Source organism: Streptomyces sp. CC224B (assembly GCF_030010595.1).
Lineage (GTDB): Bacteria > Actinomycetota > Actinomycetes > Streptomycetales > Streptomycetaceae > Streptomyces > Streptomyces longispororuber.
Map to the genome: position 1 here is coordinate 42,417 of NZ_JASCXL010000040.1, position 16,873 is coordinate 59,289.

At 71.0% G+C, this 16,873-nt stretch carries 2 protein-coding genes; both read left to right on the forward strand.

The window, feature by feature from the left end:
• The first annotated feature begins 45 nt into the window (after positions 1-45).
• A complete protein-coding gene (locus QK440_RS17900; RefSeq protein ID WP_282794116.1) occupies positions 46-7,830 on the forward strand; it encodes a non-ribosomal peptide synthetase in 7,785 nt (2,594 codons plus the stop codon).
• The gene (locus QK440_RS17905; protein ID WP_282794117.1) at positions 7,827-16,784 is read left to right on the forward strand and encodes a non-ribosomal peptide synthetase; all 8,958 of its coding nucleotides are present in this window, start codon (positions 7,827-7,829) and stop codon (positions 16,782-16,784) included. The genes QK440_RS17900 and QK440_RS17905 overlap by 4 nt, the downstream gene beginning before the upstream one ends.
• Positions 16,785-16,873 lie beyond the last annotated feature (89 nt).

Sequence of the window (16,873 nt, forward strand, 5' to 3'; positions counted from 1 at the left end):
CGCCGCAGCGTCCCACCAACAAGGTCGCGGAGGAATTGAGACAAGATGATCCCGTTGTCGTTCGCGCAGCGCCGGATGTGGTTCATTCACCGGTTCGAAGGTCCTTCAGCGACCTACAACGCCCCATTCGTCCTGCGCCTGACCGGTGAGCTGGACGCCGGCGCCCTGGAGCTGGCGTTCCGCGATGTCGTCGACCGGCACGAGGCCTTGCGGACCGTGATCGTCGAGGATGCCGACGGCACGCCGTTCCAGCGGGTCCTGCCCTCGGACGCGCAGCCGTTCGAGCTGCCTGTCGTCGACGTTACGGAGGAGGACCGGGCAGAGGCGGTCCGCGCCACAGTCACCGTGCCGTTCGACCTGACGGCGGACTTGCCGATACGGGCCAGGTTGTTGCGGTGCGGTCCGCGCGACCACACGCTGGCGCTCGTCCTCCACCACATCGCTGCGGACGGTGAGTCTACCGAGCCACTGGTGCGGGACCTGAGGTCGGCGTACTCGGCCCGCAGGGCGGGCCGGGCGCCGATGTGGGAGCCGCTCGCGGTGCAGTACGCGGACTACACGCTCTGGCAGCGCGACCTGCTCGGCGACGAGTCGGATCCCGAGAGCCTCGGGGCCAAACAACTGCAGTACTGGCGACACGAGTTGGCCGACCTGGCTCAGCCCCTGGCCATCGCAACCGACCGCCCGCGGCCGAAGACGCCGAGTAGCCGGGGTGACCTGGTCGAGGGCTGGGTCGACGCCGACCTTCTTGCCGACGTGGAGAAGCTGGCCGCCCGGCAGGACACCACCGTGTCCATGGTCATGCAGTCGGCGCTCGCAGTCCTGCTCCAGCACCTCGGCGGCGGTGACGACCTGACCATAGGCGCGCCGATCGTCGGCCGTACCGACGCGGCCCTGAAGGACCTCGTCGGCTTCTTCGTCAACACCTGGGTACTGCGCGCCGACCTCTCCGGCAATCCCACATTTCTTCAACTGCTCGACCGGGTAAAGGACAAGGCCCTCGCCGCGTACGACAACCAGGACATGCCGTTCGAGCGGCTAGTGGAACTGATCAACCCGGACCGGTCCTCCGCGTACCACCCGTTCTTCCAGGTGATGCTCGCCTGGCAAATCTCCTGGCCTGAAGTGGAACTCCCGGGCCTGGAGGTGGAGTTCGAGCCGAACCAGAACCATGCGGCGAAGTTCGACCTGTTCTTCAACATGATTCCGAACCCCGCGGGCGGGGCCGAGTGCCGACTCGAGTACGCCACCGACCTGTTCGACCGGGAGACGGCCGAGGGCATCGTGGACCGGTTCCTCCGGGTACTCGGCCGGCTCGTGGCCGACCCGGGGCGCAGGATCGGCGGCATCGACGTGCTCGACACGGCCGAGCGGGACCGGCTGCTCACCCAGTTCAACGACACGGCCACTGCGGTGTCCGATGCGACCGTCGTGGACCTGTTCGAGAGCCAGGTGGCCCGCACGCCCGACGCACCGGCCCTTGTGTGTGAGGACCGGACGCTGACCTACCGCGAGCTCGACGACCGGGCGAACAGTGTCGCGTGGGAGCTGGTCCGGCGTGGTGCCGGCCCTGAAGACCTGGTGGTCCACGCGCTGCCCCGCACGGTTGACCTGGTTGTGGGACTGCTCGGCATCCTCAAGTCTGGTGCCGGCTACCTGCCGATGGACCCGCAGTACCTCAGCAGGCGGGCGCAGAGCGTCCTGGCGGAGGCGGCTCCCCGCTTCGCCGTCACCGACACCGCCACCTGGCAGGGCCTGCCGTACGACGACATCTCGGTCGTCAACCTCGACCATCGCGCGGAGTGGAACACGCCCGACAGGGTGCTGGACAACGCGAGCAGAACCGCGCCGTTGGGGCCGGACAACCTCGCGTACGTGATGTACACCTCAGGTTCCACAGGCAAGCCGAAGGGCGCGGCGATCACCCACCGCAATGTCGTCAATGGAGTACGGGAGCTGGTGCGTGTCCTCGACGCCCCGCCCGGGTGGCGGATGCTGGCCGGCACCTCGGTCAACTTCGACGTCTCGGTTTTCGAGCTGCTGACCACCCTGTCCACCGGCGGCACGGCCGAGCTGGTACCGAACGCGTTGGCGCTCGGCGAGCGGGATGGCTGGGACGGCCATGTGATCAGCGCGGTCCCCACGGTACTCGGGGAACTGGTGGACCACCTGCCGAAGTCGTCCGACCTGCGAGCGGTCGTGCTTGCGGGCGACGTACTCCCTGCCCGCCTCGTGCGGCAGGTGCGCGAGGCCCTGCCCCACGTGCAGATCGTCAACTCCTACGGTCAGAGTGAGAGCTTTTACGCCACCGCGTTCTCCCTCCCGGCGGGCGAGGAGTGGGCGCACGGCGATGTCGCACCCATCGGCACGCCGCTGGGAAATATGCGCGCCTACGTCCTTGGCCCCGGACTCGCTCCGGTGCCGCAGGGCGTCATCGGTGAGCTGTACGTGGTCGGGACCTGCCTGGGCCGCGGCTACCACGGCCGCCCGGGCCTCACCGCCGAGCGCTACGTGGCGAACCCGTTCAGCTCCACGGGGGAGCGGATGTACCGTACAGGCGACCTGGCCCGCTGGAATGCCAGTGGCCAACTGGAGTGCGTCGGCCGCGGCGACGGCCAGGTCAAGGTGCGCGGCTTCCGCATCGAGACGGCCGAGGTCCAGGCCGCGTGCGAGCAGCACCCCGGGATCAGCGAGGCCGTGGTGATCAGCCGGGAGGTGCCCTCGGGCGGGCAGCGGCTCGTCGCGTACGTCGTGCACACCGGCGAGGGGGCCGTCGGTGACGACGGCGCCGGCGGTATCGGCAACGTGGACGTGCAGGCCGGCGCCTCAGCGGCCGAGCTGCGCAAGTTCGTGGCGGCGCGGCTGCCCGACTACATGGTGCCGTCGGCCTTTGTGGTCCTCGGCCGGATGCCGCTCGGGCCGACCGGCAAGCTGGACCGCTCCGCCCTGCCCGAACCGGAGTTCCTGGGCGAGACCTACCGGGAGCCGCGGACCGAGACCGAGGCGATCATCACCTCGGCGTACGCCGATGTCCTCGGTGTGGAGCGAGTCGGCATCGACGACGACTTCTTCGTGGTTGGCGGGGACAGCCTGCGCTCGATCCAGGTGGTGGCCCGGGCTCGGGCCCGGGGTCTGGAACTCACCACCCGGGAGATATTCGAGTGCCGCACGGCGGCCCGGCTCGCCGAGGTGGCCTCAGCCCGCCAGGACCAGACGCCCGCGCTCGCCGAGGACGAGGGCGGCGGCGTCGGCCCGATGCCGTTGCAACCGGTGGCGCGGGAGGTGTTCGAGCACGGCGGCGGGATGAAACGATTCGCCATGTCGATGGCCCTTGAGCTGCCTGCTGGTATCGACGCGGACGGACTCGCAGCGACGCTGGACGCGGTGCTCGACCGGCACGACCTGCTGCGTGCGCGTCTGGTACGTGGCGACGGGCTCTCCCTCGATGCGCGTCCGACGGGCACCGTGCGGGCCGCCGGCCTGATTCGCCGGGTCGCCTGCGACGGCCGGTGGGATGAACCGTCGCTGCGGGAGCGGGCGAAGGCGGAACTGGACGACGCGGTCGGGCGGCTCGACCCGGAGGCCGGGGTCATGGCGCGGTTCGTCTGGTTCGCTGCGGAGTCCGGCGCGGGCAGGCTGCTCGTGGTGTTGCACCACCTGGTTGTGGACGGCGTCTCCTGGCGCATCCTCATGTCGGACCTCGCCGACGCGTGGCAGCAGGTTCACTCCGGCCGGACCCCCGAACTACCCGAGGTCGGCACGTCGGCCCGCCGCTGGGCCACGGCACTTCAGGCCGAGGCGCTGTCCCCGGAGCGGGAAGCGGAAGTGGAGTACTGGCGGGACATGCTGGAGACGCCGAACCCGCCGCTGGGCACGCGCGCCCTCGACCCGGCGGTGGACGTGATGTCCACGGTCGAAACCCTGCGGGTGCGGCTCCCCGCAGCAGCCACCGAGGCGGTGCTGACCAGGCTGCCCGCGGCGTTCCGGGGTACCGGGACCGACGTGCTGCTCGCCGCTCTCGCCCTGGCGGTGAACCGGTGGCGCGGTACGGACCGCTCGACCCTGGTCCGTCTCGAGGGGCACGGCCGCGAGGAGGACGTCGTCCCCGGCGCCGACCTCTCGCGGACCGTCGGCTGGTTCACCAGCATGTACCCGGCCCGGGTCGACGTGGCGGGGGTCGACCTCGCTGACGTGCTGGCGGGTGGTCCCGCGGTCGGCAAGGCGATCAAGCTGGTCAAGGAGCAACTGCGTGGGATCCCGGACAAGGGCGTGGGGTACGGGCTGCTGCGCCACCTGAACCCGGAGACCGCCCCGCAGCTCGCTGAGTACCCGGCGCCGCAGATCGGGTTCAACTACCTCGGCCGGATCACCGACGCCGACGTGCCCGAGCACCTGCGCGCGAGCGGGTGGGGACCGGCGTCCTGGTCCAGCGAGCTGATCCCGGCGCCCGATCCGGACCTGCCCGCGCTGTCCGCCCTTGAGGTCAGCTCGGTCGCCATGGATACCGCCGACGGCATTGAGCTGCAGACGGTCTTCATGTTCCCCACCGGGGTGCTGTCCCGCGAGCGGACCGCCGAACTGGCCGAGCTGTGGGTCGAGGTGCTGCACGGCATGGCCGCGCACGCAACCCGCCCGGAGATCGGTGGGCTGACGCCCTCGGACGCCGCGCTGGTCCCGGTGCGGCAGGACGACATCGAGACCTGGGAGGAGCGCTACGGCCGTCTCGTCGAGGTGTGGCCGCAGGCTCCGGGACAGTCCGGCATCCAGTTCCAGGCCGCGCTCGCCGACGGCTCCTTCGACGTCTACCACATGCAGTTCGTGCTGCACCTGTCCGGGCACGTGGACCCGGAACGCATGCGGTCGGCCGGGCAGGCGCTCCTAGACCGGCATCCGAACCTGCGCGCCGCGTTCCTCACCGGAGCCGACGGCGACCCGGTGCAGGTCGTGCCGGAGCGCGTCACCGTGCCCTGGCGGCACATCACCCTGACCGGTCAGGGCGAATCCGAGGAGAACGCGGCGGTCGACGAGATCCTCGCCGAGGACCGGGCCGACCGGCTCGACCCCACCCGGCCGCCGCTGTTCCGCCTCGCCTTGCTCACCTGCGGGCCCGACCGGGCGAAGCTCATCATCACCGCACACCACACCCTGTTCGACGGCTGGTCCTCACCGGTGGTGATCACGGATCTGATCCGGCTGTACTCCGGGAGGAGCGCGCTGCCCCCGGTCCGCAGCTACGGCGACTACCTGGCCTGGCTGTCCCGGCAGGACCGAGAGGCGTCGGCCGCCCGGTGGGCCGCCGAGCTGGCCGGCTTCGAGCAGCCGACCCTCATGGCCCCGAACGCCTCTCTCACGGAGGTGGCGGCGTCCGCCCTCGGCCGCGTCGAGGTGCCGTGGTCCATCGACCAGGGACGTGAACTCGCCCGGCGTGCCGCGGAACTCGGCGTCACCCTGAACACGCTCCTCCAGGGGGCGTGGGCGATCCTGCTCTCGAAGCTGACCGGGCAGCGGGACGTGGTGTTCGGCGCCGCCGTCAACGGACGTCCGGCGGACCTGCCTGGATCGGACGAAATGGTTGGCCTGTTCATCAACACCCTCCCGGTCAGGGTGCCCTGCCCGCCGGATCACAGCATGGCCCGCGTCATCACCGAGCTTCAGGACCGGCAGACCGCACTGCTCGACCACCACCACTACGGGCTCGCCGACATTCAGCGGGCAACCGGGCTGCAAGCCCTCTTCGACACGATCGTGGTGTTCGAGAACTACCCGATCGACCGCGAGGGGATCGTCGACGCGAACATGTCGGCGGGCTTCACCATCGACGCCATCCGGCCGTTCGCGGGCTCGCACTACCCGCTCACCCTCAACTCCACTGACCCCTACCTGCGGCTCTCCCTCGACTACCAGAACAATCTCTACGAGCGGGCCGAGGCCGAGGAGATCGCCTCCCGGCTCGTACGGGTCCTTGAGCACCTGGTCGTCGACCCCAATGCGCCCATCGGTGCCGTCGAGGTGCTCAGCCAGGAGGAGCGAGACCGCCTGGTGCGGGAGGTCAACGACACCGCACACCCGGTAGCCCCCGACACGCTGCCGGACACCTTCGAGGCCCAGGTGGAGCGCGAGCCCGACCGGGTTGCGCTCATCGGTGACCAGGAGCGGCTCACGTACAGCGAGTTCAACGCCCGCGCCAACCGGCTGGCGCACTGGCTGCGGGAACAGGGGGCGGGTCCCGAGCAGTTGGTGGCCGTGCGCGTCCCGCGCTCCGTCAACCTCATGGTGGCCATCTACGCGGTCGTCAAGGCGGGCGCCGCCTACGTGCCGATCGACACCGAACTGCCCGAGGACCGGGTGCGGCACGTCCTGGACAGCGCCACGCCGCTCCTCATGCTCGACGGCACGCTCCCCGACGTATCCGCCTACCCGGCCACCAACCCCCAGCGGACCCTGAGCCCGGACAACGCGGCGTATGTCATCTTCACCTCCGGCTCCACGGGTGGTCCCAAGGGGGTGCAGGTGTCCCACCGGTCGATCATGAACCGGTTGAAATGGGGCCTGGCACATTTCGATGTGGGCGTCGAGGATCGGGTGCTGTTGAGCACGTCGGCGAGCTTCGATGTGTCGGTGCCCGAGCTGTTCGCACCGCTCCAGGTCGGCGCCGCCGTCGTCATCGCACGTCCTGACGGGCGGCGGGATCCTTCGTATCTGGCGGAGTTGATCCGGCGGGAGAAGGTGACCGGCGCGGACTTCGTGCCCTCCCTGTTGGAGGCGTTCGTCAACGAGCCCTCGGCCAAGCAGTGCGGCAGCCTGCGTTGGATCGAGGTCGCGGGCGAGGCTTTCCCCGCCGCCCTTGCCAACAAGGCCGTGGGTGTCCTGCCGGACTGCGGGGTTCACAACCTCTACGGGCCCACCGAAGCCGCCGTGGAGGTCACGGCCTGGCAGCACATACCGGGCGCTGAGCGGGTGCCCATCGGCGCCCCGGTGTGGAACACCCAGGTGTACGTCTTGGACGCCGCTCTGCGCCCGGTCGCGCCGGGAGTAGCGGGCGAGCTGTACCTGGCCGGAGCCGGACTCGCCCGCGGCTACCTGGGCCAGAGCGGCCTGACCTCCCACCGCTTCGTGGCTTGCCCCTTCGGCGCGCCCGGCACGCGCATGTACCGCACCGGCGACCTGGTGCGCTGGAACGGCGAGGGCCAGGTCGAGTACATCGGACGCACCGACTTCCAGGTCAAGGTTCGCGGCTTCCGCATCGAACTCGCCGAGGTCGAGTCCGTGCTGACCGCGCACGAGGATGTCGACAGTGCGGTGGTCGTGGTCCGCGAGGACCGGGCCGGAGACCAGCGCCTGGTCGCGTACGTCGTCCCTGGCGACGGCACCCAGGACCCGGCCCGTCTGGACATCGCGGCCCTGACCGAACTCGCCCGCGGGCGGCTGCCCGACTACATGGTCCCCTCCGCGATCGTGCCGCTCACCGCCTTCCCCACCAACGCCAGCGGGAAGCTCGACCGCAACGCGCTACCTGCCCCGGACCACACCGAGGCCACGGCCGGACGCGGTCCACGCGACCACCGCGAGGAAGTCCTCTGCCGCCTGTTCGCCGAGCTCCTCGGCGTCGAGGAGATCGGTATCGACACGGACTTTTTCGACGCCGGCGGGCACTCGCTGCTCGCGACCCGCCTGATCGGCCGCATCCGCACCGAGCTCGACGCCGATGTGAAGGTCACGACGGTGTTCCGCAACCGGACGGTCGCCCGGCTCGCCAAGAAGATCGAGAAGCAGGCCACGTCGAAACGTCCCCGGCTTCGCCCGATGAACGTACAGGAGAACCGCCGATGATCCCGCTGTCCTTCGCGCAGAGCCGCATGTGGTTCCTGCACAAGCTGGAAGGCCCGTCCGCGACCTACAACGTCCCGTTCGTGCTGCGCCTGGACGGGCCACTGGACACGGCGGCTCTGGCCGCGGCGGTCACGGACGTCACCGACCGGCACGAGAGCCTGCGCACTCTCGTCGTCGAGGACGCGGGCGGCACACCGGAGCAGCGGATCCTGCTCCCGGAAGAGGCCGACTTCCCCTTCCGCGTCATCGACGTGGCCGCCGAGGGGGTGGACGCCGCCGTGCACGAGGTCGCCCGCGAGCCCTTCGACCTGGACACCGAACTGCCCCTGCGCACCACCGTGCTGCGGGTCGCCCCGCAGGAGCACGTCCTGGTGTTCGTCTTCCACCACATCGCCGCTGACGGCGCATCCATCGCGCCGTTCGTCCGCGACTTGGTGTCTGCGTACACCGCCCGCCACCACGGCGGCACCCCCGAGTGGACGCCGCTGCCCGTGCAGTACAAGGACTACACGCTTTGGCAGCGGCAGCTCCTGGGCGACGAGGCCGACCCGCAGAGCACCGCCGCCGAGCAGATCGCGTACTGGAAGAAGGAGCTGGCCGAGGTCCCGCAGCCGCTCCAGCTGCCCCTCGACCGGCCCCGGCCCGCGGTCGCCAGCCACCGCGGGGGCGAGGTCCCCTTCGTCCTGCCGCCCGCGACGCTGTCCGGGGTGCAGAAGCTGGCCATGGACCACGGCGCCACCGCGCCCATGGTCGCCCAGGCCGCGCTCGCGGTGTTGCTGCACAAGCTGGGCGCGGGCGACGACATCCCGATCGGCAGCCCCATTGAGGGCCGCGGCGACGAGCAACTCGACGACCTCATCGGCTTCTTTGTCAACACCTGGGTGCTGCGCGCCGATCTGTCCGGGAACCCGACGTTCACCGACCTGCTCGAACAGGTGCGGGACAAGGCCCTGGCCGCGTACGACCACCAGGACATCCCCTTCGAGCGGCTCGTGGAACTGCTCAACCCGGACCGCACCACCGCCTACATGCCGCTGTTCCAGACCGCCCTCGGCTGGCAGTTCGTGTGGGGTGAGATCGAGATGCCGGGCCTGAAGGTCACCCCCGTGCCCGTCGGCACCGGCACCGCCAAGTTCGACCTGCTCTTCAACATCGTCCCGAATGCCTCCGGCGGCACTCATGGCCTGCTCGAGTACGCCACCGACCTGTTCGACCACCCCACCGCCGAAGCGGTCGTCGAGCGGTTCGCGCGCATTCTGGAGCAGGTCCTCGACGACCCGCGGACGCCGCTCAGCGCCATCGAGGTGCTTTCGGACCAGGAGCGGGAGTGGGCCCTGCGCGGCACCAACGACACGTCGGCCAAGGTGCCCGAGCGCACCATCGACGCGATCTTCGCCGAGTGGGCCGCCACCACGCCGGACGCCGTCGCGGTGGAGCGCGGCGACGTGGCGCTCAGCTACCGCGAGGTCGACGAGCGGGCCAACCGGCTCGCGCGGGTCCTCGTCGAGCGGGGCGTGGGCCCCGAGTCCGTGGTGGCCGTGGCCGTGTCCCGCACGCCCGAGTGGGCTGTCGCCGTCCTCGGCGTGCTCAAGGCCGGCGGCGCCTACCTGCCCGTGGACCCGACCTACCCGGCCGAGCGCGTGACCTTCATGGTCACCGACTCCGGAGCGGCCCTCGTCCTCGGCGACGCGGCGGCGGCGAAGCAGCTGCCGGAGCTGCCCGCGCCCGTACTCCGCCTCGACGCCCTGGACATCACCCAGGCCCTCGCCGCCGCCGACCCGCGCCCCGTCACCGACGCCGACCGGCACGGCCCGGTGACCGTCGCCCACACCGCGTACGTGATCTACACGTCCGGCTCGACCGGCACCCCGAAGGGCGTCGCCGTCAGTCACACCGGCATGGCCAGCCTCATCGCCGCGCAGGCGGAGAGGCTCGGCGTGAACCCGGACAGCCGCGTGCTCCAGTTCGCGTCCCCGAGCTTCGACCAGTCGCTGTGGGAGTGGGGCATGGCCCTGTCGGCGGGCGCGCGCCTCGTCCTCGCCGACCCCGTCGAGCTCGGCGCGGGTGAACCGCTCATCGGCACCATCGCCGCGCACGGTGTGACGCACGCGACGCTGCCGCCCGCGGTCCTCGCCGCCCTGCCCGTCGGATCGCTGCCGAGCCTCGAGACACTTGTCGTCGGCGGCTCCGCGTCCACGCCCGAGCTGGTCGCGCAGTGGTCGGAGGGACGCCGGATGATCAACGGCTACGGCCCGACCGAGATCACCGTATGCGCCGCCATGAGCACGCCCATGGTGGGCGACGGCCGTGTCCCGCCCATCGGACGGCCCGTCACCAACACCCGAGCCTATGTGCTCGACTCGGCGCTGCGCCCGGTCGCCCCCGGCGTCGCCGGTGAGCTGTACATCGCCGGGCCCGGCCTCGCCCGCGGCTATCTCGGGCGGACGGGCCTGACCGCGAACCGGTTCGTCGCCTGCCCTTACGGCCCGCCCGGCACCCGTATGTACCGCTCCGGCGACCTGGTGCGCTGGGCCAAGGACGGCCAGCTCGAATACCTCGGCCGCACCGACTTCCAGGTCAAGATCCGCGGCTTCCGTATCGAGCTGGGCGAGATCGAGCACGCCCTGACCACCCACCCCGGCGTGGAGCAGGCCGCGGTCGTGGTACGCGAGAACCAACGCGGCGATCAGCAACTGGTCGGCTACGTCGTGCCTAAGGTCTACGAGGCCACCGTGGCCGACGCCCAGGTCGACGAGTGGCGTGACCTCTATGACGACAGCTACGCCGACTCCAGCGACGGCCTTCTCGGCGAGGACTTTCAGGGCTGGAACTCCAGCTACACAGGCGAGCCGATCCCCTTGGAGCAGATGCGCGCGTGGCAGGACGCCGCCGTGGCTCAGGTGCTGCGCCACGCGCCCCGGCGCATCCTCGAGCTCGGCGTGGGCTCCGGCCTGCTTCTGGCGAAGATCGTCGACCACGTCGAGGAGTACTGGGGCACCGACATCTCCGGCACGGTCGTGGACCGGGTGCGCGCCCAGGCCGAACAGGCCGGGTACGGAGACCGGGTCCGCGTCAGCGCCCAAGCAGCCGACGACATGACCGGGCTGCCCGCGGGCCGGTTCGACACCATCGTCCTCAACTCGGTGGTGCAGTACTTCCCGAACGCCGCGTACCTGGACCAGGTGCTTCGCCAGGCCATGGACCTGCTCGCGCCCGGTGGCCGGATCATCGTTGGTGACGTCCGCAGCGCCGCAACCCGCCTGCTGATGCACACCGCCGTGCAGCACACCGCCCACCCGCACGCTTCGCCCGACGAACTGCGCACCCTGGTGAAGCGGGAACTGCTCGCCGAGCGCGAGCTGACTATCGCCCCCGAGTGGTTCACCGACTGGGCGGCCGAGTGCTCCGCCACCGCCGACATCCGGCTCAAGCCCGGTGAGGTGCACAACGAACTGACTCGGCACCGCTACGAGGTCATCCTCCACAAGCAGCCCGCCAACGTGCTCGACCTGGCCGACGTGCCGTCGCTGCCGTGGGGCGACGAGGACGGCGTCGAGGACCTGGACGACCTCGACGGCCTGGTCGACCGGGCGAGCGGCCCGGTGCGCGTGACTGGGATACCCAACGCGCGCCTGTCCGAGGAGGTCACCCTCGCCGTGACCACGGGCCTCCTCGACCCGGTGGCAACCGCGGGCGACCCCCTCGACCCGCACGAGCTGCTCCAGTGGGCGCGCGAGCACGGACGGGAGGCAGTGCTCACCTGGTCCGGCGCGGATACACGAGCCTACGACGCCGTGCTGCTGCCCGAAGGGACCGGCGAACGGCAGACCCTCGCGGGCGCGTTCGTTCCCAGCGGCGCGCCCGGGCGAGTCCGCGCGAACGACCCCGCCCTCGCCCGGTCCATCGGCCCGCTGCTTCTCGAACTGCCCGCCTACCTGGGCGAGCGGCTGCCCGAGTACATGGTGCCGCCCGCAATTGTGCCCCTCGCGCAGCTGCCGTTGACCCCCAACGGCAAGCTCAATCAGCGCGAACTGCCCGCACCTGACCAGGGGCAGGCGGCGACCGGCCGGGCGCCGCGCACCCGGACCGAGGACATCCTGAGTGCGCTGTTCGCCGAGGTGCTCGGGGTGGAGAGCGTCGGCATCGACACCGACTTCTTCGCCAGCGGTGGCGACAGCATCCGCTCCATCCAGATCGTCGCCCGCGCCCGCGCGCGGGGCATTGAGGTCAGCACCCGGGAGATATTCGAGCACCGCACGGTCGCCGGGCTCGCGGAGCTGGTGGACGGGCGCGAGGACGAGCGCGTCATCCTGGCCGAACTGCCCGGCGGTGGCGTGGGCCCGATGCCGCTGCTGCCCACGGGTAAGCATGTGCTCGCGCTTGGCGGCGGCCTCGGCCGGTTCTGCATGTCCGGGCTGCTGACCCTGCCCGAGGGCATCGACCGCGCGGGTCTGGTGGCGACGCTCCAGGCCGTCCTCGACCGGCACGACGCGCTGCGCTCTCGGCTCGACCGGGCTTCGTCGGGCCTGTGGATCGAACCGCCGGGCAGCGTTGACGCCGACGCGCTCCTGCGGGAGGTCGCCGACGCCGACACCGGTACGGATACCGCGGTGGACCCGGTGGCCGCCGAGTTGGACGCAGCGGCGGGGCGGCTGGATCCCGACGCGGGTGTGATGGCGCAGTTCGTGTGGTTCAGCTCCCGTACGGGCGCGGACCGACTGCTGATCGTTCTGCACCACCTCGTCGTCGACGGGGTGTCGTGGCGGATCCTGCTTCCGGACCTAGCCGCGGCCTGGCAGAGGGTACGTGACGGCCAGCCGGCGGAACTCGCGGAGGTGGGCACGTCGTTCCGCCGGTGGGCGCACGCGCTGGTCGACGCGGCGGCCGCACCGGAGCGGGTGGCGGAACTGCCCGTGTGGCACGAGATCCTGCGCGAGGACGAGCCGGTGCTCGGCTCACGAGAGCTGGACCCCGCGCGGGACGTCGCCGCCACCGTGGACACGGTGCGCGTCCAGGTGCCGGTGGATGTCACCGAGGCCGTGCTGACCACGGTGCCCTCGGTCTTCCGGGGCGGCGTCAACGACGGGCTCCTCGCGGCGCTGGCACTGGCCCTTGCCCGCTGGCGCCAGACGCGCGGCGTGTCCGCCTCCTCGGCACTAATCCGTCTCGAAGGACACGGTCGGGAGGAGCAGGCGGTGCCCGGCTCCGACCTGTCGCGAACAATCGGCTGGTTCACCTCGATGTATCCGGTGCGCCTCGACCTGGCTGACGTGGACGTGGCGGACGCGTTCGCCGGCGGCCCGGCCGCCGGGCGGGCCATCAAGAAGGTCAAGGAGCAGCTCAGGGCGGTTCCGGACCGCGGCATCGGCTACGGCCTGCTGCGCCACCACAACCCGGAGACCGCCGCCGCGCTGGCCGCGGAACGGGAACCGCAGATCGGGTTCAACTACCTCGGCCGGACCTCCAGCGCGGACCTCCCCGAGGAGCTGCGCGGCCTGGGCTGGACGCCGGACACCACACAGCAGGATCTGATCGCCGCGCCGGACGCGGACCAACCGGTCCTCTCGGCGCTCGACGTCAACTCGGTGGCCACCAGCACCCCGGCCGGTGACGAGCTGACCGCCTACTTCGGCTTCCCGACAGGTGTGCTCTCCCGTGAGGAGGTGGCCGAGCTGGCCGACCTGTGGGTCCAGGCACTGACCGCTCTGGCCCGGCACGCCGCCACGCCCGACGCCGGCGGCATGACCCCGTCGGACGCGTCCCTGGTCACCGTGGGCGAGGAGGAGATCGCCGCATGGGAGGCCAGGTACGGCCACCTGGCCGAGGTGTGGCCGGTCACCCCGGCGCAGTCCGGCATTCTCTTCCATTCGATGCTGGCCGGCACCTCGTTCGATGCCTACCACGTGCAGCTGGTGTTCCACCTCTCCGGAGAGGTCGACCCGGAGCGGATGCGCCGGGCCGGGCAGGCACTCCTCGATCGCCACGCCAACCTCCGCGCGGCCTTCGTCAACCGGGCCGACGGCGACTTCGTGCAGGTGGTGCCCGCGCAGGGGGTGGCCCTGCCGTGGCAGTACCTGGACCTGACCGGGCTCGGCGAAACGGAACGGACCGAGGCGTTCGAGCGGTTCCTCACCGAGGACCAGGCTGACCACTTCGACCCGCGGACACCGCCGCTGATGCGGCTCGCGCTCGTCGTTCTCGAATCCGGCCGGACCGAACTCGTAATGACCGCCCACCACGCCTTGTACGACGGTTGGTCCACGCCCCTGCTGCTGCGGGATCTGCTGGTGCTCTACGCCTCCCACGGCGACGGGGCTTCGCTGCCCCGCACGCGCAGCTACGGCGAGTTCCTGGCCTGGCACGCGCGGCAGGACCGGGAGGAGGCGGCGCGGGCGTGGGCCGCCGAGTTCGAGGGCGTCGATGAGCCGACGTTGCTCGCCCCTGGGGCCGAGGGCGGCGACGGGCTCGGCCAGCTTGAGGTCACCCTCCCGCCGGGTGTGTCCGACGAACTCAACCGGTGCGCCGCCGAGCTGGGCGTCACCATCAACACCCTGGTGCAGGGCGCCTGGGCGCTGCTGCTCGGCCAGCTCACCGGCCGCCAGGACCTCCTGTTCGGCGCTACCGTTTCCGGGCGCCCGCCTGCTGTGCCGGACGTCGAGTCGATGGTCGGGATGTTCATCAACACCCTTCCGGTACGCGTCGAGTACGGCCCCGGCGACACCGTTGCCGAGGTCCTCACCCGGCTGCAGAGCCAGCAGGCGAACCTGGTGGAACACCACCACTACGGGCTCACGGACATCCAACAGGTCGTCGGCCTGCCGTCCCTCTTCGACACGCTAGTCGTCTTCGAGTCGTATCCGGTCGACCGGGACGGCCTGCGCTCGGCCACTGACGCAGCGGGCGGCATCGCCGTCACCGGCCTTCGTCCCTCCAACGGCACCCACTACCCGCTGGCGCTGATGGCGGCGGTCGACCCGCACCTCCAGCTCCTGCTCCAGTACGCACCGGGCGTCTTCGACCGGAACACGGTGGAGGCGTACGCGACCCGGTTGGTGCGCATCCTGCGCCAGCTCGCGGCCACCCCCGAGCTGCGGGTCGCGCAGCTTGACACGCTGGCACCGGCCGAACGCGACCGACTCGTCGTCGAGTTCAACGACACGGCCAGCGCCATCCCGGACGTCACGGTCCACGGGCTGATCGAGGCCCAGGCGGCGCGGACACCCGACGAGATCGCCGTGGTCAGCGAGGGCGTGACGCTCACGTACCGTGACGTGGTCGACCGGTCCGACCGGCTCGCCCGCGCACTCGTCGACCGGGGCGTGGGACGGGAGTCGATGGTCGGGGTCGCGCTGCCGCGGACGGCGGACCTGGTGGTCGCCCTGCTTGCCATCCTGAAAGCGGGCGGCGCCTATCTGCCTGTCGACCCCAAGTACCCGAGCCACCGCCTCGCGGCCATCATCAAGGAGGCGCGGCCACGTCTGGTTCTCACCGACTCCGAGACGGCCGGCGTGCTGCCGGAGCACGAGGCGCCGGACGTCCTGCTCGACACGCTCGACCTCGGCAAGGACGTCCCGGCCCCGGACGTGCCCGTTGATCCAGGCCAGTCGGCATACGTGATGTACACCTCCGGCTCCACGGGCAAGCCCAAGGGCGTCGCCGTCACCCACGCCCACGTCGTCAACTGTGTGCGGCACCTCGCGTCCATCGTGGGCATGGGGCCGGGCAAGCGGATCCTCGCGGCCGCGTCGATCAACTTCGACATCTCCGCGTTCGAGTACTTCATGACGCTCTCCGTCGGCGGCGTCGTGGAGGTCGTCGAGGATGTCCTGGTCCTGGGCGAGCGCAAGGACTGGAGCGGCTCCGTAATCCACACCGTGCCGTCGGTCTTCGCCGAACTCGTTGACGACATCGCCGGCCACACCCGCGTGGAGACCCTCGTCTTCGCCGGTGAGGCCCTGCCCGCCGCCCTCGTCGAGAAGACGCGCGATGCCTTCCCCGGCGTACGGATCGTCAACGCCTACGGACAGACCGAGTCGTTCTACGCCACCACCCACATCATCGACGATGGCGACACACGCGTCCCCGTGGGCAGCGCGCCCATCGGAGTGCCCCTCGGCAACCTGCGCGGCTACGTCCTCGGCCCCGGCCTTGCGCCGGTGCCGCCGGGTGTGGTCGGCGAGATCTACATCGCTGGGTGCGTGGCCCGCGGCTACCACGGGCGTGCCGTCCTGACCGCCGAGCGCTTCTTGCCCGATCCGTTCGGCCCGGCCGGCGAGCGCATGTACCGCACCGGCGACCTGGGCCGCTTCACCACCGACGGCGTCCTGGAGTACGTGGGCCGCGGCGACGCGCAGGTCAAGGTGCGCGGCTTCCGCATCGAACCCGCCGAGGTCGAGACCGCGCTCGCCGCACACCCCGGCGTCGCGCAGGCCGCCGTCATCGCTCGGGATGGGCGCGGCGCGGGCGCGGGGAAGCAACTCGTCGCCTACGTCGTTCCTGCTGGGCCCGGTGGCTACGGTGGCCCGGAGACCAGGGAGCTGCACGCGTTCGTCGCGGAACGGCTGCCGGACTTCATGGTGCCGTCCGCGTTCGTGCTCCTCGACAAGCTGCCGCTCGGCCCCAACGGCAAGCTGTCCCGGGCCGAGCTGCCCGAGCCGGAGTTCGGCGGCGCCGCCTACCGGGCGCCCCGCACAGCCCGCGAGGAGATGCTCGCCAGGCTGTTCGCCGAGGTGCTCGGCCTGGACCGGGTGGGCATCGACGACAACTTCTTCGAGCTCGGTGGGCACTCTCTGCTCGCCACCCGGCTGATCAGCCGCGCACGCGCAGAGGTCGGCATCGAGATACCCATCCGCAAGGTGTTCGACCTGCCGACAGTGGCGCAGCTGGCCGTCTGGTCGGAGGAATCGGCCGCTCCCCGCCGCCCCAGCCTGCGCAGGATGTTCTCGGAGGAGTGAGGAAGTAGGTAGTTCCCCGCTGTGCGGAGGCGGTCCCGACCGCCTCCGCACAGCGCGGTGCCGTTTCGGTGAGCTCGGCGATTTCGGCC

Excerpts from the sequence above, each read along its gene's own strand:
- QK440_RS17900 (WP_282794116.1), top strand. The coding sequence starts at position 46 with ATGATCCCGTTGTCGTTCGCGCAGCGCCGGATGTGGTTCATTCACCGG.
- QK440_RS17905 (WP_282794117.1), top strand. The coding sequence starts at position 7,827 with ATGATCCCGCTGTCCTTCGCGCAGAGCCGCATGTGGTTCCTGCACAAG.